Raw genomic sequence first — 20,084 nt, 5'->3', positions numbered from 1 at the left:
AATGGAGAGAATATGGGATTGCGTCAGAGTTTACGCGTCGCGACCGGGGCGCTGTTACTGGCCTGTGGATTACAGTTTGCTCATGCGAACAGTGACCCGCACACAATCGTGTTTGGCCTCGCGCCTGGGCCATACGGTGATATGGTGAAACAGGCCATTGCCCCCACGCTGAAAGAGAAAGGCTATAAGGTAGTGGTGCGCGAATTCAGCGATTACGTGCAGCCAAACATGGCGCTCTCCAACGGTAGCATTGATGCTAACCTGTTCCAGCATTCGCTCTATTTTGACAAATTCACCGCCGATAAAGGCCTGAAGCTGAGCAAGCTGATTGTGGTCCCGACGGCCGGGATGGGGTTTTACTCACATAAAATCAAAAGCCTGGATGAGTTGAAAAAAGGGGATGTGATCACGCTTTCCAACGATCCCACCAACCTGGCTCGCGGTCTGCGTTTCCTGCAGTCTATTGGCCTTATCACCATCAAAGACAATATTGATCCAACTAAAGCCTCCGAGCGCGATATCGCCAGCAATCCCAAAGGGCTGGTGTTTAAACCGCTGGAAGCGGCACAGCTGCCGCGTACGCTGGACGGTGTGACCGGTGCGCTGGTCAACGGTAACTTTGCCGTGGCGGCAAAAATGGATCTCGCCAGCGCCATCAAGCAGGAACATCTGGACGAAAATCTGAAAAATATCATCGCGGTACGCAGTGAAGATGCGGATAAACCGTTCGCAAAAGATATTGTTGAGGCGGTGAAATCTCCGGCGTATCGCGCGGTGATCGACGATCCGCAAAATATCTACAGCGCCTTCCAGAAACCGGAATGGATGTCGACAGCCCAATAATCGCTGCGCACAAGGGTTAACAGGGGCAGCGACGACTGCCCTTTTCGCATTTCTGAGGTGGCTATGATTGAGATTGAGAAAGTTTGCGTGGATTTTAGCGCAGGCCGTGGACCATCAACCCGGGCGGTTGATGACGTTAGCTTGCGCATTGGCGCAGGTGAGATATTTGGCATTGTCGGGACCAGCGGCGCGGGGAAAAGTACGCTGCTGCGCACCCTGAACGCCTTAACGCGTCCGAGCCAGGGAAGCGTGAAGGTGAACGGCGTAGAAATTTCCGCGCTGGAAGGGGGGCATCTACGTAAAGCCCGTCAGCGTATCGGTATGATTTTTCAACATTTTAACCTGATGCATACCCGTACCGTGGCGCAAAACGTCGCCTTTAGTCTGAAGGCTGCCGGATGGGAGCGCAGTAAAATTGGCCCGCGCGTGAGCGAAATCCTGGCGCTGGTGGGGCTGTCAGACAAGGCGAACCGCTTTCCGGTTCAGCTCAGCGGTGGGCAAAAGCAGCGTGTGGGTATTGCCCGCGCGATTGCTAATCACCCGGATGTGCTGCTGTGTGATGAACCTACCTCGGCGCTGGACCTCGAAACCTCAGCCACGATTCTGGCGTTGCTTAAGCAGATCAACCAACAGTTGGGGATCACAATCGTGCTGATCACTCACGAGATGAACGTGATCAAATCGATTTGTGATCGCGTGGCGGTGATGTCCGGCGGCAAGGTGGTGGAATCCGGTGAGGTGTTTGACGTTTTTGCTCACCCGCAGCATGCGTTCACACAGCAGCTGGTGTCACATACCCTCAATTTGACGCTGCCCGAGCGTCTGCGCCAGCATCTGCCTGGCCAGTTGCTAAAAATTCTGTTCATCGGCGATTCGGCGGAACAGCCGGTGTTGTCAGAAGTGGCGGTTAAATTTGGCGTGGCGGTGAACATTCTGCACGGCAAAATTGAGTATATCGGTGAACGTGCGCTGGGGATTCTGGTGGTGCAACTGACCGCGCCGCATAACCCTTCTGCGGTGGATGTCGCCGTGGAACATATTCGTCAACGTACTGCACAGGTGGAGGTGATTCGTGGATGATTTATTGCCGGATTTGACGCTGGCGTTTAATGAAACTTTCCAGATGCTGAGCATCTCTACGGCGCTGGCAATTATTGGCGGACTGCCGCTCGGTTTTCTTATTTTCGTCACCGATCGGCATTTATTCTGGCAAAACCGTTTTGTGTATCTGCTCAGCTCCGTGCTGGTGAATATCATTCGTTCGGTGCCGTTTGTGATCCTGCTGGTTCTGCTGTTGCCGCTAACCCAGTTTTTGCTCGGGAATACCATTGGCCCGATTGCGGCGTCGGTCCCGCTCTCAGTAGCGGCAATCGCCTTCTATGCCCGTCTGGTTGATAGCGCGCTACGTGAAGTCGATAAAGGGATTATTGAAGCGGCGGAAGCGTTTGGTGCCAGCCCGATGCGCATCATCTGCACCGTTCTGTTACCTGAAGCGAGCGCGGGTCTGCTGCGTGGGTTGACGATAACGCTGGTGAGTCTGATCGGTTACTCCGCGATGGCCGGGATCGTTGGCGGCGGTGGAGTCGGCGACCTGGCGATTCGCTTTGGTTATTACCGCTACGAAACCCAGGTCATGATCGTCACCGTGGTGGCGCTGATTATTCTGGTGCAGGTCGTTCAGGTGCTGGGTGACTGGCTGGCAAAACGCGCAGATAAGCGCGACAGACACTGATCACTGTGCGTTAAGCCAGTCGGCAACGTCCTGCCATGTGCCGCGAAAGACGATTTTCGCGGCTTTCTTTTCCAGCTGATAACGATACATCGGGTCGTAATATTCGTTGAGCAACGGTACCAGCCAGCCCATATGGGCGTCGGTGCTGCCCGTTACCTGCTGTTCGCGCAGGGCCTCGTCGAGCAGGGTGGTCAGCTCGGCAAAACGTTGTAAACCCAGACGGCGGCGGATAGCAAACAGGCCGTGGTGCAGGTACTCGCTGTACTCCTGCCAGCCCTGGCTCTCGCCATAAGCGTGGGTAAAATCGTGGTGCATCTTCACGAAATACTCTTCGCGCAGTCGCTCCAGACGACGCTCAAGAGGATCATTCACCACCGCAATTGATGCCTGGGTCATGCGCTCGCGCAGGCATTCGGGCAGATGATTAGCCCCGATCATGCGGCCTTCATCTTCCAGTACCCACAGACGTAAATCCTGACGGCTATCGGTTTTGAGCATTTCAACCGCCAGCAGGTTTTCAAAACTCGCCTGACTCAATTGAGGTTCAACGGTGCGACCAAACGAGGAGCCGCGATGGTGCGCCAGACCTTCGAGATCCACACCGTTTGGCTGCTGTTGCACCAGTTGGGTTTTGCCGTTCCCGGTACAGCCGCCAATTAAGACGATCGGCTTTTGCACTAATTCTTCAGTCAGCTGTATCACTGCCTGGCGCAGGGCTTTGTAACCGCCTTTAATCAGCGGATAGTCAATGCCGGAATCGTGCAGCCACTGCTGCACAATATGCGAACGCTGACCGCCACGCGCGCAGCATAGATAGCCCGCAGGATTTTGACGACAGGCATCCAGCCAGGCATGCATACGCTGTTGGCGGGTTTCACCCGAGACCAGTTGATGGCCGAGCGCGAGGGCGGCTTCGGGTCCCTGACGTTTATAACAGGTCCCAACGGCGGCACGTTCGTCATCGTTCATTAAGGGAAGGTTGATTGCGCCCGGCATTGCGCCCTGCTGAAATTCCACGGGGGCGCGTACATCGATTAAAGGCGTACCGGCGAGCAAAATTGCGCGGTAGTCTTGTGTTGTTTGTGTGTCTTGCATAGTAAAAAACGAAACCTCAAATCATCCTGCGTACTATTTTACGCGCCAAATGAGAGGATGACTTGATTTTCAATCGCGTGCATTGTTGAAAATTGCCAAAAATCCGGCAATTTCCGGTTTTCGCTGGGTAAACAGCGTCACAATATCGTCAACTGCTTTACCTGCGCCAAACTTATGCCATGCGAGGCTTAAGGGAGAGGGGGGACGCATGGTCGGGATGATGCTACTAACCAGTTGCCCGCTATCCAGCAGCGGCTGGCAGAGCGGCTGCGGAACGAAGCCGATACCCACCCCTGCAAGATGCGCCGCAAGCTTGGTTTCCATGTCGGGGACGATTATCTCTTTTTGACCTGGAAGACGCCATGCGACCCGTTTGGTCAGGGTCCGCGCGCTATCCTCAATGTTAATTGCCGGAAAACGGCGCAGTTGCGCTTCCGTTAATGGACCGCTGATGTTTGCCAGCGGATGATCTGCCGACATGACAAATCGCCACTGAACAGAACCCAAAGGATCGAGGGTAAAGGTGTTTGCCATTGGTTCAGTGCCGGTGACGCCGATAGCCAGTGAAAATCCTTCGTATAGCAGAGAATCCCACACGCCCATATAAATCTGCCGGGAAAAGTGAAACTGAGTAAAGGGGTAGCGTGCGTTAAGCCAGGATAACAGGCGAGCGACGGCTTCAGGGCTGTACAGCAGGTTGTTGACCACAATATTCACCTGGCGCTCTACGCCGTCGTTCACCTGTTGCAACTCGCTGGGCATGCTGTCCAGCCAGGCGAGCCAGTCTTTTGCCTGAGAAAGGAGATGAGAACCGGCGGCGGTTAACGTCACGCTTCGGGTAGTACGAAAGAACAACGCGACGCCGGTATTTTCTTCCAGAAGTTTAATGCGGTAGCTGATGGTGGCCGTGGTTTTACACAAGCGATCCGCCGCCCTGGAGAAACTTCCCGTTTCGGCGACGCCGATAAAGGTACGCAGTGTTTCCGGGTCAAACATCGTCAGCTACTCCCTTAATGATCTTCTACAAGCCTGATTTCTTGTTCTCTGATTTATAAGTATTTTTGCATAATGGCCTTGTTTAAATTGTGGTCTAAATCTAGTTTTGGAAAAATTTTCCAATTTTTGTGTTGATGTTAAATCACGAAGGTTTTAGATTGCATGGTATTGAAACCGCCACGTGTTCTGACTGCGGTTCAGCGGAATTCAGTTACAAGGAAATGATGATGAAACTTGAGGTATTACCGTTAAACCAGCACACGTTCAGCGCCTATGGCGATGTCATAGAAACTGATAAACGTGATTTTTTTCATATCAATGATGGGCTCGTTGAGCGTTATCACGACCTGGCTAATGTGGAAGTCCTTGAACAGGATCGTACGCTCATCAGTATTAACCGCGCGCAACCGGCGGCTATGCCGATTGTTGTGCATGAACTGGAGCGCCACCCGCTAGGCACCCAGGCATTTACGCCTATGAATGGCGAAGCGTTTGTGGTGATTGTCGCGCTCGGCGAGGACAAACCCGATCTTTCCACCTTAAAAGCTTTTATCACCAATGGTCAACAGGGTGTGAATTACCACCGAAACGTCTGGCATCACCCGTTGTTTGCCTGGCAAACCGTGACTAATTTTCTGACTGTTGATCGCGGTGGTAGCGATAATTGCGATGTTGAAAGTATCCCGGCACATGAACTCTGTTTTGCGTGACGCTATCGGCCTTCTTGCTTAATATGAGCATATTGTTCATTGTTTATGCTCATATTTTGGGCCGGAGTAAATGCAGTGGTGACGGAAGTAAGACGGCGTGGCAGGCCAGGACAGGCGGAGCCGGTCGCGCAAAAGGGCGCTCAGGCGCTTGAGAGAGGCATTGCAATTTTGCAGTATCTCGAAAGAAGTGGAGGCAGTTCGTCAGTGAGCGATATTTCCGGCAGTCTGGATTTACCGCTCTCCACGACTTTTCGCCTGTTAAAGGTTTTACAGGCTGCTGATTTTGTTTATCAGGACAGCCAATTAGGCTGGTGGCACATCGGGTTAGGCGTATTCAACGTAGGCTCCGCGTATATTCATAATCGCGATGTTCTGTCAGTAGCCGGACCGTTTATGCACCGATTAATGCTGCTGTCGGGCGAAACGGTTAATGTCGCGATTCGCAATGGCACCGAAGCGGTGTTGATTGGTCAGAAGGAGTGCAAATCGATGGTCAGAATGTGCGCACCTTTGGGCAGTCGTATGCCGCTACATGCTTCTGGTGCGGGAAAAGCACTGCTTTATCCGTTGATGGAAGAAGAGCTAATGGACATCGTCGTGAAAACGGGTTTGCAGCAATTTACGCCGACCACGTTGGTAGACTTTCCGACTCTGCTGCGCAATCTGGAATTGGCGCGTGAGAATGGCTATATCGTCGATCACGAAGAGCATGTTATTGGATTGAATTGCATCGCTTCTGCTATCTATGACGATGCAGGCAGTGTCGTCGCTGCCATCTCTATTTCGGGGCCCGCATCCAGACTGACGGAAGATCGTTTTATCAGTCAGGGGGAGCTGGTACGGGATACTGCACGAGATATCAGTACGGCGCTTGGTTTAAAAGCACCCGTAGCGTAAGTCGCAGCCCGCTCAGAGGAGCGGGACTTTTTTGGATTTTTTCAAAGTTGGAAAATTTTTCCAATAAATAGAGGTAGAAAGAAAATGGCAAAAATGAGAGCCGTTGACGCGGCAATGTATGTGCTGGAAAAAGAAGGCATCACCACCGCATTTGGGGTTCCAGGAGCGGCAATTAACCCGTTCTACTCCGCGATGCGTAAGCACGGAGGTATCCGTCACATTCTGGCTCGTCATGTTGAAGGTGCTTCCCATATGGCGGAAGGCTATACGCGTGCAACGGCAGGAAATATTGGTGTCTGCCTTGGCACTTCCGGCCCGGCAGGTACTGACATGATCACCGCGCTGTATTCCGCTTCTGCCGATTCTATTCCTATTTTATGCATCACAGGCCAGGCCCCTCGCGCCCGCTTGCATAAGGAAGATTTCCAGGCTGTTGATATTGAGTCTATTGCCAAACCGGTTAGCAAAATGGCGGTAACGGTGCGTGAAGCGGCGCTGCTTCCTCGGGTTTTACAGCAGGCATTCCATGTTATGCGCTCTGGTCGTCCTGGTCCGGTGTTGATCGATTTACCTTTTGATATTCAGGTTGAAGAAATCGAATTCGATCCAGAAATGTATGAGCCTCTACCGGTGTACAAACCTGCTGCCAGCCGCAAACAGATTGAGAAAGCGCTGGAAATGCTGATTCAGTCTGAGCGTCCGGTCATCGTAGCTGGAGGTGGGGTGATTAATGCGGATGCTTGCGAACTGCTGCAACGCTTTGCTGAACTAACCCACGTACCGGTAATTCCTACGCTGATGGGCTGGGGATGTATCCCGGACGATCATGAGTTAATGGCCGGAATGGTGGGATTACAAACGGCGCATCGTTACGGAAACGCCACGTTGCTGGCTTCCGATATGGTGTTCGGTATTGGTAACCGCTTTGCTAACCGACACACCGGCTCCGTCACGAAATATACTGAAGGGCGAAAAATCATTCATATCGATATTGAGCCGACGCAAATTGGCCGCGTTCTTTGCCCGGATTTAGGTATCGTTTCCGACGCCAAAGCCGCGCTGACTTTGCTGATTGACGTTGCTCAGGAGATGCAGAAAGCCGGACGTTTGCCTTGCCGGAATAGCTGGGTTGATGAATGCCAGCAGCGTAAGCGGACGCTACTGCGTAAAACCCACTTCGACAATGTTCCGGTTAAACCGCAGCGTGTGTATGAAGAGATGAATAAAGCCTTTGGTCGTGATGTTTGCTACGTCACCACCATCGGGTTATCGCAAATTGCCGCTGCGCAAATGCTGCATGTATTTAAAGACCGTCACTGGATCAACTGCGGTCAGGCTGGCCCTCTAGGCTGGACGCTACCGGCGGCATTAGGGGTTTGTGTGGCTGATCCTTCGCGCAATGTCGTCGGGATTTCAGGGGATTTTGACTTCCAATTCCTGATTGAAGAACTGGCAGTGGGTGCGCAATTCAACATTCCTTACATCCATGTACTGGTTAACAACGCCTACCTGGGGTTGATTCGCCAGTCGCAGCGCGCGTTTGATATGGATTACTGCGTGCAACTGGCGTTCGAAAACATCAACTCCAGCGAAGTAAACGGCTACGGCGTCGATCACGTCAAAGTGGCTGAGGGGTTAGGCTGTAAAGCCATTCGCGTATTTAAACCTGAAGAGCTTGCTCCGGCGTTTGAACAAGCCAAAGCTCTGATGGCGCAGTATCGCGTTCCGGTTGTTGTCGAAGTGATCCTTGAACGTGTGACGAATATCTCCATGGGCAGCGAACTGGATAATGTTACCGAGTTTGAAGAGATTGCAGACGGTGCTACCGATGCGCCAACCGAAACCTGTTTTATGAAATACGAATAGAGGGAGTGACAAATGTTACGTTTCTCAGCCAATCTTTCCATGCTGTTTCTGGAATACAGTTTCCTTGAGCGCTTTGATAAAGCGGCACAATCGGGCTTTCGTGGCGTAGAGTTTATGTTTCCCTACGATTACGACATTGATGTATTAAAAGAAAAGCTGCAAAACAACCAACTGGAACATACTCTGCATAATCTTCCTGCCGGAGACTGGGCTGCGGGTGAACGTGGTATCGCCTGTATTCCGGGCCGCGAAGAAGAGTTTCGTGACGGTGTGGCAGCGGCTATTCGTTATGCGAAGGGGCTTGGCAATAAGAAGATCAATTGCCTGGTGGGTAAAACGCCTACGGGGTTTTCTGCCGAACAGATCCAACAGACGCTGGTGGAAAACCTGCGCTATGCGGCAAATATGTTAGCAAAAGAAGATATTTTATTGCTGATTGAGCCGATCAACCATTTTGATATACCGGGTTTTCATCTCACCGGAACTCATCAGGCTCTGGCGCTAATTGACAGCGTCGGCTGCAATAATATCAAGATTCAGTATGACATTTATCACATGCAGCGCATGGAGGGAGAGTTAACCCAAACCATGACCACATGGGCAAATAAAATAGGTCATTTGCAAATTGCAGATAATCCTCGTCGCGGAGAACCAGGGACCGGGGAAATTAATTATGACTTTATTTTTAAGTTTATCGATAAATCAGGTTATGACGGCTGGGTTGGTTGTGAATATAAACCGTTAACCACCACCGAAGCGGGATTAACGTGGATTAATCAATATCGATAATTTGTAAGGATTTCAGGCATCGCTATTTTTTCCACTTTGTTGGAAGGGGGGCGTGTTGCCTGAATTCGGGAAAACCGGCAGATATATAAGAGGTTAAAAATGAAACTGGGATTTATTGGCCTGGGTATTATGGGATCGCCAATGGCGATTAATCTGGCTCGCGCCGGACATCAGCTGCATGTGACGACCATTGGTCCGGTAGCGGAAGAACTGCTGTCATTAGGCGCAGTAAATGTTGAAACCGCACGTCAGGTAACTGATTTTGCAGATATTATCTTCATAATGGTTCCGGATACGCCGCAGGTTGAAGAAGTGCTTTTTGGCGAGCACGGCTGCGCTAAAACCTCATTGCAGGGAAAAACAATTGTCGATATGAGTTCTATTTCTCCTATCGAAACCAAACGTTTTGCTAAGCAGGTTAATGAGCTGGGCGGTGACTATCTGGATGCGCCAGTCTCTGGTGGGGAAATTGGCGCTCGCGAAGGTACCTTGTCTATTATGGTTGGTGGTGAGCCAGAGGTATTTGAACGGGTCAAACCGCTGTTTGATATTCTGGGTAAGAATATCACTCTGGTAGGTGGTAATGGTGATGGCCAAACCTGCAAAGTGGCTAACCAAATTATCGTTGCCTTAAATATTGAAGCTGTTTCTGAAGCGCTGGTATTTGCCTCAAAAGCGGGGGCAGATCCGGTTCGCGTGCGCCAGGCCCTTATGGGCGGGTTTGCCTCTTCTCGTATTCTGGAAGTTCATGGTGAACGCATGATCAAACGCACCTTTGATCCCGGTTTCAAAATTGCATTGCATCAAAAAGATCTCAATCTTGCATTACAAAGTGCAAAGGCGCTCTCATTGAATTTGCCTAATACGGTAACTTGTCAGGAATTATTTAATACCTGTGCCGCGAATGGCGGTAGCCAGTTGGATCACTCGGCAATGATTCAGGCACTGGAATTAATGGCAAATCATAAATTGTCATGATCGTAGGTATCGCTGCACTCTTTGCAGCGATACATTTTAATCAGACACACTTTGGAAAGGTGCATGTCATGAGTGAAAAGAACAAATCCGGTATTGAATACTGGAAGAAGATCGTCGTTGTAATGAGTCTGGGTTGGGTGGCGATATGGATTTATCGCACCGTATTGACTCCTATTTACCCTGAGATTCAGGCATCGTTGGGGAATGTCAGCAATGCTGAAATTGGCGCCATTGCCAGTTTTTATTTCTTCGCCTATTGCAGTATGCAAATTCCCTGCGGAATTTTGGTCGATAAACTTGGCCAGAAAATTATGCTGATGTGTGGGTTTACGCTTTTTATTATTGGTACGCTCAGTATTGCAAAAGCCACGGGACTGGTGATGATCTATGCTGGTTCGCTAATGGCGGGAGCGGGCTGTGCCTCTTTCTTTAGTTCAGCGTATTCACTCTCTTCGGCAAATGTCCCGCAGGCTCGTCGAGCACTGGCAAACGCTATTATTAATAGCGGTTCAGCAATTGGGATGGGGATTGGTTTGATTGGTTCCAGCGTGCTGGTAAAAAACATGAGTATGGCCTGGCAAAACGTTCTGTTCCTTGTTGCCGCTGTGCTGGTTGTGATGCTGTGTGTATTTACATTGGTAATCCGTGGCAAGGCAAAAAGCGAAACACCTGCGTCAGACCAGAAAGCACAGACGGCTACGACGACAGAAGAGAAGAATCCGCCGTTGTTTTCGGGTCTGTTGTGCAGCGTCTACTTCCTCTACTTCTGTACCTGTTATGGTTATTACCTGATTGTGACCTGGCTTCCGTCTTATCTGCAGACTGAGAGGGGATTTGACGGCGGTGCAATTGGAGTGGCTTCGGCGCTGGTTGCCGTAGTGGGTGTCCCTGGCGCATTGTTCTTTAGCCATCTGTCCGATAAGTTTCGCAACAGCAAAGTCAAAGTCATTCTTGGTCTGGAAATTATGGCCGCAGCCATGCTGGTATTTACAGTGTTATCACCAAATACCACGATGCTGATGGTCAGCCTGACTCTGTACGGTTTACTCGGCAAAATGGCGGTGGATCCGATTCTGATCTCCTTTGTCTCTGAACAGGCGTCGTCAAAAACGCTGGGCAGAGCATTCAGCCTGTTTAACTTCTTTGGCATGAGTTCAGCAGTTATTGCGCCAACATTAACCGGATTTATTTCTGATTTAACTGGGTCAAAAGAAATAAGCTTTGTCATCTCAGCTTGTCTGGTGGTAACTGGAACGCTGATTTTTGCTGGTGTTACGTTATATAAAAAGAAAGCAACACATATTATTACTGCTGCATAAAATATTATAAAAATTATTTGCATTATTTTCTTTATTGTTTTTGTTCCGCATAGCTAAACCCATTACAACGTTATCCGATACGTGACAAGAGGGATTTATGGAACATCAAAGAGATCTATACCAACAACGTGGTTATAGTGACGACTTATTACCAAAAACGGCCGAACAACGAAACTGGAAAACATTCAATTATTTTACATTATGGATGGGTTCTGTGCATAACGTACCTAATTACGTTATGGTCGGAGGGTTCTTTATACTTGGACTTTCCACATTTAGCATCATGCTGGCTATTATTATCAGTGCATTGTTTATTGCGTTAGTCATGGTAATGAATGGTGCCGCTGGAAGTAAATACGGTGTACCTTTTGCAATGATTCTGCGTGGCTCGTATGGCGTACGTGGAGCACTCTTTCCGGGACTATTGAGAGGGGGGATTGCAGCAATTATGTGGTTCGGTCTGCAATGTTATGCCGGATCGCTGGCATTTCTTATTCTCATTGGCAAGATATGGCCAGGTTTTTTAACGCTGGGCGGTGACTTTACGTTATTAGGGCTATCTCTGCCGGGATTAATTACATTTCTTATTTTTTGGCTCATCAACGTCGGTATTGGTTTTGGCGGTGGTAAGGTATTAAATAAATTTACTGCTATCCTCAACCCCTGTATTTATATCGTATTCGGTGGGATGGCTATTTGGGCAATATCCCTGGTAGGAATTGGACCGATTTTGGACTACATTCCTGGCGGTGTGCAAAAAGCGGGTAACAGCGGATTCCTGTTCCTGGTTGTTATCAACGCGGTTGTCGCGGTATGGGCCGCACCGGCGGTGAGCGCATCCGACTTCACGCAAAATGCCCACTCATTCCGTGAACAGGCATTGGGTCAGACGCTGGGGCTTATTGTCGCATACGTGCTATTTGCCATTGCCAGCGTGTGCATTATCGCCGGTGCCAGTATTCATTACGGAATGGATACGTGGAATGTGCTGGATATCGTTCAGCGTTGGGACAGTCTGTTTGCCTCGTTCTTTGCGGTACTGGTTATTCTGATGACAACTATCTCAACAAACGCTACGGGTAATATTATCCCGGCCGGTTATCAGATTGCCGCTATTGCACCGACTAAATTAACGTATAAAAACGGTGTATTGATCGCAAGTATTATTAGTTTGCTGATTTGCCCGTGGAAGTTAATGGAAAATCAGAACAGTATTTATCTGTTTCTGGATATCATTGGTGGGATGCTTGGCCCTGTTATTGGAGTTATGTTAGCTCACTACTTTGTGGTTATGCGTGGCCAAATCAATCTTGATGAATTATATACCGCGAGCGGTGATTACCAATATTATGATAATGGGTTTAACCTGACTGCATTCTCCGTAACGTTAGTTGCCGTAATTCTTTCACTGGGTGGCAAGTTTATTCCATTCCTTGAGCCTTTATCGCGAGTGTCGTGGTTTGTTGGGGTTATTGTCGCTTTCGTGGCATATGCCTTACTGAAAAAAAGAACGGGTGTGCAGTCAGCCGGCGTACAAAAAGTTACAGGTCAGATGTGATGAAATCAGTACGCGCATTTTATTAAAAGTGCGTTATTTATAAAAACTATCTATATCCATACAAGGAGTTCGTTATGTCTTTTGATTTAATTATTAAGAACGGTACTGTTATTTTAGAAAATGAAGCTCGTATTGTTGATATTGCCGTCCAGGCAGGAAAAATCGCCGCCATTGGCGAGAACCTGGGTGAGGCAAAACAGGTCATGGATGCGACGGGTCTGGTGGTTTCACCTGGCATGGTTGATGCGCATACCCATATCTCTGAGCCGGGCCGTACGCATTGGGAAGGCTATGAGACCGGAACGCGCGCCGCGGCAAAAGGCGGTATCACCACGATGATCGAAATGCCTCTCAACCAGCTGCCAGCGACGGTGGATCGTGAAACCATCGAACTGAAATTTGATGCGGCTAAAGGCAAGTTGACTATCGATGCTGCACAGCTTGGCGGTCTGGTCTCTTATAACCTCGATCGCCTGCACGAGCTGGATGAGGTCGGTGTTGTCGGCTTCAAATGCTTTGTTGCCACCTGCGGTGACCGCGGTATCGATAATGATTTCCGTGATGTTAACGACTGGCAGTTCTACAAAGGCGCGCAGAAGTTGGCAGAAATGGGCCAAACGGTACTGGTGCATTGCGAAAACGCGCTCATCTGCGATGAGCTTGGCGAGGAAGCTAAACGCGAAGGCCGTGTGACGGCGCATGATTATGTGGCCTCACGTCCGGTATTTACCGAGGTGGAAGCTATTCGTCGCGTATTGTATCTGGCAAAAGTCGCCGGTTGTCGCTTGCACGTCTGCCATATCAGCAGCCCAGAAGGTGTGGAAGAAGTGACCCGCGCTCGTCAGGGAGGTCAGGATGTGACCTGCGAATCTTGTCCACATTATTTCGTGCTGGATACCGATCAGTTTGAAGAGATTGGTACCCTGGCAAAATGCTCTCCGCCGATCCGCGATCAGCAGAACCAGCAGGGTATGTGGGAAAAATTGTTTAACGGTGAGATTGACTGCCTGGTATCCGACCACTCTCCATGTCCTCCAGAAATGAAGGCCGGAAATATCATGCAGGCGTGGGGCGGTATTGCCGGACTGCAAAGCTGCATGGACGTTATGTTTGATGAAGCAGTGCAAAAACGCGGTATGTCACTGCCGCTGTTTGCAAAATTGATGGCAACCAATGCTGCAGATATTTTTGGTCTGAAGCAGAAAGGGCGTATCGCACCCGGTAAAGATGCTGACTTCGTCTTTATTCAGCCGGACAGCAAATACATTCTGAAAAATGAAGATCTGGAATATCGCCATAAAGTCAGCCCGTATGTTGGCCGTACAATTGGCGCGCGCATTACGAAAACCATTCTGCGTGGTGATGTTATTTATGACATCGAGCAGGGTTTCCCGGTATCGCCAAAAGGTCAATTTATCCTTAAACATCAACAATAATGTGATGTGAATTAATGCCCGTCATGCTGGCGGGCATTCTCTATTTTAAGGTATGAATATGCTTCCTGTTATTAACCGTGAAAGTTTGTTATCCGGCTTTCAGTGGTTTTTCTTTATTTTTTGTAATACGGTTGTGGTCCCGCCAACGCTGGTTTCTGCTTTTCATCTCCCCGCGAACCATCTGCTAATGCTTACGCAGTACGCTTTTTTAACGACGTCGCTGGCCTGTCTTGCTCAGGTAATTTGTGGCCATCGCCGTGCCATTATGGAAGGGCCAACCGGTTTATGGTGGGGAACCATTCTGACGATTACTCTGGCTGAGGCGTCACGAGGAACACCGCTCAATGATATCGCCACCAGTCTGTCCGTTGGGATTTTGATTTCCGCTGTTCTGACGATGATTATCGGCTTTAGTGGCTTAGGGCATCGATTAGCACGGCTTTTTACCCCAACGGTTATGGTTTTTTTTATGCTGCTGCTCGGCGCGCAGCTGACCACCATCTTTTTTAAGGGCATGCTGGGTTTACCCTTTGGCATTGCTGATACCAGCGTCAAAATTCAACTGGCTCCCTTTAGCCTGGCAGTTGCCGTGATGTGCTTCATCCTTGCGATGATCATCTTTTTACCGCAGCGGATCTCACGCTATGCCCTGTTGGTGGGCGCAGTCGTAGGGTGGGGGCTTTGGCGATTGTGCTTTCCATCGACATCCCTGCCGTCCAGCGAATTAATCTGGCAGTGGTTCCCGTTAGGCAGCCATGGCAGACTGTTACCGGGCATTATTCTGACTGCGGTTATCACCGGTCTGGTGAATATCAGTAATACCTATGGAGCGGTGCGTGGCACCGATGTTTTTTATGCGCAGCAAGGCTCCAGCAGCTCGCGTTATCGTCGCAGTTTTATCATTTCCGGCTTTATAACGCTGGTGACAGTACCTTTTGCCGTGATTCCATTTTCACCTTTTGTCTCTTCTATCGGCCTGTTAACACAGACTGGCGACAGCTCGCGAAAATCATTTATTTGCGGCAGCGTATTATGTTTATTCGTGGCGATAGTGACGCCGCTAACCCGCTTATTTTGCGCGATTCCGCTGGCGATCAGCAGCGCTGTGATGCTGGTTTCTTATCTTCCGTTGCTTTATTCCGGTCTGGTATTTAGCCAGCAAATCACATTTACCGCGCGAAATATTTATCGACTGGCGCTCCCGCTGTTTGTCGGCATTTTTTTGATGGGGCTGCCTCCGGTTTATTTACAAGATCTTCCGCTGACTATTCGGCCATTACTGAGCAATGGCTTGCTGGTGGGGATTTTACTGGCAGTGCTTATGGAAAATCTCATTCCATGGGAACGCATTAAATAACATGATGAAAAGGATTGATGATGAAAATTGTAATTGCGCCAGATTCATTTAAAGAGAGCTTAAGCGCCGACCAATGCTGCCAGGCAATTAAAGCCGGATTTTCAGCCATATTCCCTGATGCAGAATATATTTGTTTGCCGGTTGCTGACGGTGGAGAGGGAACCGTGGATGCAATGGTGGCGGCAACAGGGGGAAAAGTTATCTCTGTGGAAGTCTGCGGGCCGATGGGGGAAAAGGTCATGGGGTTTTATGGCCTGACCGGTGACGGAAAGACCGCAATTATTGAAATGGCGGCGGCGAGTGGGCTGATGTTGGTCGAACCGCAGGCGCGTAATCCTCTCCTGGCCTCAAGTTACGGTACCGGTGAGCTGATTCGGCATGCGCTGGATGCAGGTATTCGTCATATTATTCTTGGTATTGGCGGGAGTGCCACGGTTGATGGCGGTATGGGGATGGTTCAGGCGCTTGGCGTGCGTTTTCTTGATGCGCAGGGTGTGTCATTAAATGCAGGAGGCGGTAGCTTGTCTCGTCTGGCGAGCATCGACCTGCAACAGTGCGATCCGCGACTGAAAGCATGTCGCATTGACGTTGCCTGTGACGTGGATAACCCGTTGGTTGGCCCGCGCGGCGCCGCAAGGGTATTCGGCCCGCAGAAAGGGGCAACGCCTGAGATGGTTGAGATACTGGAAGAAGGGTTACTCAACTATGCCCGTGTGCTGCAAACACTGACCGGTGAGAATGTTGCTCAGGTTGCGGGCGGTGGGGCGGCCGGAGGAATGGGGATTGCAGCGGTTATCTTCCTGCAGGCCAGCATGAAGCCAGGTATTGAGATTGTGTTGCAGGCAGTACAGCTGGAGCAATCCATCAAAGACGCGGCGCTGGTTATCACCGGCGAAGGGCGTATTGATTCACAAACGGTCGGCGGTAAAGCGCCCATTGGTGTAGCGTCGGTGGCCATGCAGCATCATGTTCCCGTAATTGGCATTGCAGGGGTGCTGGGGGAAGGCGTGGAGGTGGTTCACGATCACGGTATTGATGCGGTATTCAGTATTTTGCCGCGCCTCGCACCGTTAGCAGAAGTACTGGCGAGCGGCGAAACCAATCTCTATCACTGCACGCGTAATATTGCATGCGCGATGAAACTGGGCCAGGTTGTGAATCAGCGTTAAGCATAAAAAAAGCCACGGTATTAACCGTGGCAAAACCCAACATAGCTAAATAAAAAATTATCAGGCGGGCTGTACGCCGTTAGATCTCAACATCCCGGTTGCAATCTTTGGAATAGATATAGCTGAATGCTTCACCACGACCCACGCCGTATCCGGCCTGCAGGGAATAAGCGCCCATAAAGATGTAGTCGCCTTTTTTCACAGGTATCCACTGATTATCGAGGTTATAAACCCCCTGGCCTGAGAGAATATAGGCACCGTGTTCCTGTACGTGCGTTTCTATATAACCGTGGCTGGCGCCCGGCTCGAACGACAGAATGTGCATATTCATATCGAAGCCCAATTCTTTAGGCAGGAAATCCAGCAGGATCACGTCATCCATGCCTTCATAATGAATACGTTCTAACTGGTTGGCGTTACCGGAAACCAGCCACGGCGAATGACCTGCTACTGGCGTATAACGACGTTTGTATAAAAACAGCTGGCTGTCTTCTGTCTGGGCATTGCTAAAGGTGAGCAGCTCGCCAGGCGGGCAATAAAGGTATCCACCCTGAGTCAAAGCGAACGTTTTACCCTCTGCTTTTGCCTCAATTTTTCCGGAAATAACATAAACGAACGTTTCAATGCCTTCACCGCCGAAACCACTCTGGTTGCCACCGTTCTGGTGCAGCGTCACCAGATAATCAACAAACGATGCGCCCAGTTTTGGCGTTGACAGGATGGTGACGTCACAGTTTTCAAAACCCGGAATGATATTTTTAACCAGTCCATCGGGGGTTAAGAGGGCGAAGTTACCGTGTTTTACAATTGCGCGGTTAGCCAGTAAATCATCGCGGTAACCCGTGACGTTATTCAGATATCCCATTGTTGACTCCTTATTTCTGCCAGGCAAGTTGATGAAGCATTAATGCCAGAGTTTTGACCCCTTCGGCAAGGTCGTTAATATTTGTGCGTTCAGCGGGGTTGTGGCTGATACCGTTAATGCTGGGCATGAAAATCATGCAGGTCGGCACACGGGGAGCGAAAATCTGCGCATCGTGGCCCGCACCACTGTGCATCACCCGGTAGTTCAGCTGTTCCTTTTCACACAGTTCGGTGAGGGTGGCGACCAGTTTTGTGTCCATCGGGACCGGCGTTTCGTCCATCCACAAATCGATATCAATGCCAATGTCCATTTCATCACAGATGGCACGCATGTCATTTTCCAGTTGCTGAGTAAAATCACGCAGCACTTCGGCGTCGGTATGACGGCAATCGATCGTGAAAGTCGTTTTTCCTGGCACCACGTTGACGGTGTTTGGCTGCGGCTCAACTTTGCCAAAGGTTAGTACCAGAGGATCGCCATGTTTTTTGGCTTTCTCAATCGACTGGCTACAGATACGGCTGAAGGCGTAAACGGTGTCGCGACGGTAGCTCAGCGGCGTTGTCCCCGCATGGTTGGATTCGCCGTTCAGCGTTACCGTATAGCGGCGCTGCCCGACAATCGCGCTGACGACGCCGATGGACTGACCATTGCTTTCAAGCACGCACCCTTGCTCGATGTGTAATTCAACAAAGGCGTTGATGTCACTGCGAGCGTGAAGCGGCTTGGCAGGAAGGGTAAAGCCGCAGGCGTTCATCGCATCAACAAAACGTGTGCCTTTGGCATCCTGGATGTTGCGAACGTCATCGGGATTTGCCAGCCCAAAGATGTTCTTACTGCCCCAGAATACATACGGGAATCGACTGCCTTCTTCTTCTGCCATAGAAACTACTTCGACCGTTTTCAGCGGCGCGCCGTAGGTGGTCTTAAGCCAGTCAATCGCTAGCCACGCAGCCAGTGCGCCAAACTGGCCGTCAAGATTGCCGCCGTTGACGACGGTATCAATATGCGATCCGCTCAAAATTACCTGTTCCGGTGATGCGCTTCCGCGCAGGCGACCGTACAAATTGCCCACTTCATCGAAGCGCGTTTCCAGGCCACTGGCATCCATACGCTTTTTGAATTGCTGTTGTGTTTCAAGCCATTCTGGCGAATACAGCAAGCGCGTCATCCCACCAGTAGGATCTGCGCCAAAGGAAGAGAGCCAGGGAAGGGTTTCTTCTATTGCGTGACGAAAATGGTTGATCATATGAAATTCCTGTTTCAATAATTATTGTGCAAAGGGATTCTTTGTTTCGTATGACTTGATATAGAGAGCATCGGAAATCAGGTATTGATAAATATCGTCAACAATGTCGACGCCATGGGCCGCGGCATTACGTTGATTAATATCTTGATCTTGTCCAGGGTAATAAACTTGTTTAAAACCAGGTGCAGGCGTAACGGCATTTAACTCTTGCATGGTTTGGCTGAGATGCTGACGGAATAATTGGCTGGAGGAGAAAAAATCGGGATTAATCACTATATGCAGTTGGCCTAAATTACGCCCCGCATGCAAATCTTCATACATGGAACTGACCTGACGACCAAATGGTAATCCCAGCAGAATGCCAGATAGCACATCGATCATCATCATCAGACCATAGCCTTTTGGCCCAGCTGCGGGTAATAACGCATTGACTGCAAAAGGGTCGGTGGTAGGTGCACCATTTTTATCGACAGCCCAGGTATCGGGAATCGGTTCGTTACGCGAGCGGGCATCGAGAACTTTACCCCAGGCTTGCACCGTTGTGGCCATATCAAAGGTTATGACATCGTCACCTTCTCCAGGTGCCGCGAAGGCTAATGGGTTGGTTCCGTAGTAAATATCCGCGCCGCCGAAAGGTACAACCATCGGGTCGGACTGGCAAATGGAGAGGCCAATCAGGCCTGCCCGGGCAGCTTGCTGCACAAAGTAAGAAATGGCTCCGCTGTGTCCCATTCGGCTAATTCCGACAACGGCGACACCATTTTTTTTAGCAATTTCAATTGCATGCTCCATGCCCATCTTTGCTGCGACTTGCCCGGCGGCATTATCGGCGTGTAAAATCGCTGTACAGGGACCGGTATCTTCAAAACGAAATGTGGGTTCGCGGTTGGTGCCGCCTTTTGAAATGCGCTCGGCATAGTATTCAACGCGTACGGCACCATGAGAGTGAATGCCTCTGGCATCGGCATAAACCAATACCTCGGCAACCGTTGCTGCGTGCTCACGTTTTAGTCCGGCCTTGCAAAGCTTATTCTCGATAAGCTGGTGGAGTGTTTCCCGACTGATTTTCATCTGTCTTCCTTTTTAACGACGGTGTGAAGCATGACTGTCGTTAACATACCGGGAATATAAACAGATTATGTGATCCAGACACACAAAAAAATATAGTTAGAATTTATTTGATAATCAGCGCTGATTTGCCATTTCTTTTTAAATAAATAATGCCGTT

The 20,084-nt window shown here is 49.9% G+C and carries 18 protein-coding genes; 13 read left to right on the top strand and 5 right to left on the bottom strand.

All coding sequences use genetic code 11. The annotated features are described in order from the left end of the window. The first annotated feature begins 12 nt into the window (after nucleotides 1-12). From OGX94_RS09955 to OGX94_RS09945, 3 genes are all read left to right on the top strand, one after another. Nucleotides 13-843 (top strand): MetQ/NlpA family ABC transporter substrate-binding protein, encoded by an 831-nt coding sequence (locus OGX94_RS09955; protein WP_257661438.1) that lies wholly within the window; start codon nucleotides 13-15, stop codon nucleotides 841-843. Nucleotides 844-906: 63 nt separating this feature from the next. Next, the gene (sfbB, locus tag OGX94_RS09950; RefSeq protein ID WP_003831084.1) at nucleotides 907-1,923 is read left to right on the top strand and encodes a virulence-associated ABC transporter ATP-binding protein SfbB; all 1,017 of its coding nucleotides are present in this window, start codon (nucleotides 907-909) and stop codon (nucleotides 1,921-1,923) included. Next, nucleotides 1,916-2,575, top strand: a complete 660-nt coding sequence (locus tag OGX94_RS09945) for a methionine ABC transporter permease (RefSeq protein ID WP_257661439.1) — start codon at nucleotides 1,916-1,918, stop codon at nucleotides 2,573-2,575. Before sfbB ends, OGX94_RS09945 begins: the two co-directional genes overlap by 8 nt. Here the strand turns inward: OGX94_RS09945 and mnmH are convergent, their stop codons facing one another. Both mnmH and allS read right to left on the bottom strand, forming a co-directional pair. Then, nucleotides 2,576-3,670, bottom strand: a complete 1,095-nt coding sequence (mnmH, locus tag OGX94_RS09940) for a tRNA 2-selenouridine(34) synthase MnmH (RefSeq protein WP_257661440.1) — start codon at nucleotides 3,668-3,670, stop codon at nucleotides 2,576-2,578. It lies immediately after the preceding gene. 69 nt (nucleotides 3,671-3,739) lie between these two features. After that, nucleotides 3,740-4,666 carry an HTH-type transcriptional activator AllS gene (gene allS / locus OGX94_RS09935; protein ID WP_003831088.1) on the bottom strand — a complete coding sequence of 309 codons (927 nt, stop codon included), beginning with the start codon at nucleotides 4,664-4,666 and terminating at the stop codon, nucleotides 3,740-3,742. 227 nt (nucleotides 4,667-4,893) lie between these two features. On the opposite strand from allS, the gene allA reads away from it, so the two are divergent. The 10 genes from allA (at nucleotide 4,894) to glxK (ending at nucleotide 16,745) form a co-directional block, all read left to right on the top strand. Then, nucleotides 4,894-5,376, top strand: coding sequence for an ureidoglycolate lyase (gene allA / locus OGX94_RS09930; RefSeq protein WP_286569191.1), 483 nt, complete (start codon nucleotides 4,894-4,896; stop codon nucleotides 5,374-5,376). Nucleotides 5,377-5,454: 78 nt separating this feature from the next. After that, nucleotides 5,455-6,273, top strand: a complete 819-nt coding sequence (gene allR / locus OGX94_RS09925; protein WP_032934542.1) for an HTH-type transcriptional repressor AllR — start codon at nucleotides 5,455-5,457, stop codon at nucleotides 6,271-6,273. An 84-nt stretch (nucleotides 6,274-6,357) separates the two neighbouring features. Then, nucleotides 6,358-8,139: a glyoxylate carboligase gene (gene gcl, locus OGX94_RS09920; protein ID WP_063941341.1), complete on the top strand. Its 1,782-nt coding sequence runs from the start codon at nucleotides 6,358-6,360 to the stop codon at nucleotides 8,137-8,139. Between the two features lie 12 nt (nucleotides 8,140-8,151). Further along, nucleotides 8,152-8,928, top strand: coding sequence for a hydroxypyruvate isomerase (hyi, locus tag OGX94_RS09915; RefSeq protein ID WP_003831092.1), 777 nt, complete (start codon nucleotides 8,152-8,154; stop codon nucleotides 8,926-8,928). 99 nt (nucleotides 8,929-9,027) lie between these two features. After that, nucleotides 9,028-9,906, top strand: a complete 879-nt coding sequence (gene glxR, locus OGX94_RS09910) for a 2-hydroxy-3-oxopropionate reductase (protein WP_257661441.1) — start codon at nucleotides 9,028-9,030, stop codon at nucleotides 9,904-9,906. Between the two features lie 68 nt (nucleotides 9,907-9,974). Then, on the top strand, nucleotides 9,975-11,225 hold the full coding sequence (locus OGX94_RS09905; protein ID WP_063941371.1) for an MFS transporter: 1,251 nt from the start codon (nucleotides 9,975-9,977) through the stop codon (nucleotides 11,223-11,225). A 97-nt stretch (nucleotides 11,226-11,322) separates the two neighbouring features. Further along, nucleotides 11,323-12,783, top strand: coding sequence for an allantoin transporter (locus OGX94_RS09900; protein WP_003831095.1), 1,461 nt, complete (start codon nucleotides 11,323-11,325; stop codon nucleotides 12,781-12,783). Nucleotides 12,784-12,857: 74 nt separating this feature from the next. Further along, a complete protein-coding gene (gene allB, locus OGX94_RS09895) occupies nucleotides 12,858-14,219 on the top strand; it encodes an allantoinase AllB (RefSeq protein ID WP_063941344.1) in 1,362 nt (453 codons plus the stop codon). Between the two features lie 58 nt (nucleotides 14,220-14,277). After that, a complete protein-coding gene (locus OGX94_RS09890) occupies nucleotides 14,278-15,576 on the top strand; it encodes a uracil/xanthine transporter (RefSeq protein WP_257661442.1) in 1,299 nt (432 codons plus the stop codon). 20 nt (nucleotides 15,577-15,596) lie between these two features. Then, entirely contained in the window at nucleotides 15,597-16,745 is a 1,149-nt protein-coding gene (gene glxK / locus OGX94_RS09885; protein ID WP_286569189.1) for a glycerate 3-kinase, read from the top strand. A gap of 79 nt (nucleotides 16,746-16,824) precedes the next feature. On the opposite strand, the gene allE is transcribed toward glxK, so the two are convergent. Genes allE through allD form a run of 3 tightly spaced genes read right to left on the bottom strand, consistent with a single transcriptional unit; the run spans nucleotide 16,825 to nucleotide 19,927 of the window. Further along, nucleotides 16,825-17,610, bottom strand: coding sequence for a (S)-ureidoglycine aminohydrolase (allE, locus tag OGX94_RS09880; RefSeq protein ID WP_048226232.1), 786 nt, complete (start codon nucleotides 17,608-17,610; stop codon nucleotides 16,825-16,827). A gap of 10 nt (nucleotides 17,611-17,620) precedes the next feature. Further along, nucleotides 17,621-18,856: an allantoate deiminase gene (gene allC / locus OGX94_RS09875; protein ID WP_003831100.1), complete on the bottom strand. Its 1,236-nt coding sequence runs from the start codon at nucleotides 18,854-18,856 to the stop codon at nucleotides 17,621-17,623. 21 nt (nucleotides 18,857-18,877) lie between these two features. Then, on the bottom strand, nucleotides 18,878-19,927 hold the full coding sequence (allD, locus tag OGX94_RS09870; RefSeq protein WP_126955894.1) for an ureidoglycolate dehydrogenase: 1,050 nt from the start codon (nucleotides 19,925-19,927) through the stop codon (nucleotides 18,878-18,880). Nucleotides 19,928-20,084: the final 157 nt, after the last annotated feature.

The sequence above is a fragment of the Citrobacter sp. Cpo037 genome, assembly GCF_030332945.1.
Lineage (GTDB): Bacteria > Pseudomonadota > Gammaproteobacteria > Enterobacterales > Enterobacteriaceae > Citrobacter > Citrobacter portucalensis.
The sequence above is the reverse complement of the archived record's forward strand: the minus strand, read 5'-3'. Positions and strand labels throughout refer to the sequence as shown.

Excerpts from the sequence above, each read along its gene's own strand:
- sfbB (WP_003831084.1), top strand. The coding sequence starts at position 907 with ATGATTGAGATTGAGAAAGTTTGCGTGGATTTTAGCGCAGGCCGTGGA.
- gcl (WP_063941341.1), top strand. The coding sequence starts at position 6,358 with ATGGCAAAAATGAGAGCCGTTGACGCGGCAATGTATGTGCTGGAAAAA.
- OGX94_RS09955 (WP_257661438.1), top strand. The coding sequence starts at position 13 with ATGGGATTGCGTCAGAGTTTACGCGTCGCGACCGGGGCGCTGTTACTG.
- mnmH (WP_257661440.1), bottom strand. The coding sequence starts at position 3,670 with ATGCAAGACACACAAACAACACAAGACTACCGCGCAATTTTGCTCGCC.
- allC (WP_003831100.1), bottom strand. The coding sequence starts at position 18,856 with ATGATCAACCATTTTCGTCACGCAATAGAAGAAACCCTTCCCTGGCTC.
- OGX94_RS09890 (WP_257661442.1), top strand. The coding sequence starts at position 14,278 with ATGCTTCCTGTTATTAACCGTGAAAGTTTGTTATCCGGCTTTCAGTGG.
- OGX94_RS09905 (WP_063941371.1), top strand. The coding sequence starts at position 9,975 with ATGAGTGAAAAGAACAAATCCGGTATTGAATACTGGAAGAAGATCGTC.
- glxK (WP_286569189.1), top strand. The coding sequence starts at position 15,597 with ATGAAAATTGTAATTGCGCCAGATTCATTTAAAGAGAGCTTAAGCGCC.
- allS (WP_003831088.1), bottom strand. The coding sequence starts at position 4,666 with ATGTTTGACCCGGAAACACTGCGTACCTTTATCGGCGTCGCCGAAACG.
- allD (WP_126955894.1), bottom strand. The coding sequence starts at position 19,927 with ATGAAAATCAGTCGGGAAACACTCCACCAGCTTATCGAGAATAAGCTT.
- glxR (WP_257661441.1), top strand. The coding sequence starts at position 9,028 with ATGAAACTGGGATTTATTGGCCTGGGTATTATGGGATCGCCAATGGCG.
- allE (WP_048226232.1), bottom strand. The coding sequence starts at position 17,610 with ATGGGATATCTGAATAACGTCACGGGTTACCGCGATGATTTACTGGCT.
- hyi (WP_003831092.1), top strand. The coding sequence starts at position 8,152 with ATGTTACGTTTCTCAGCCAATCTTTCCATGCTGTTTCTGGAATACAGT.
- allA (WP_286569191.1), top strand. The coding sequence starts at position 4,894 with ATGAAACTTGAGGTATTACCGTTAAACCAGCACACGTTCAGCGCCTAT.
- OGX94_RS09900 (WP_003831095.1), top strand. The coding sequence starts at position 11,323 with ATGGAACATCAAAGAGATCTATACCAACAACGTGGTTATAGTGACGAC.
- allB (WP_063941344.1), top strand. The coding sequence starts at position 12,858 with ATGTCTTTTGATTTAATTATTAAGAACGGTACTGTTATTTTAGAAAAT.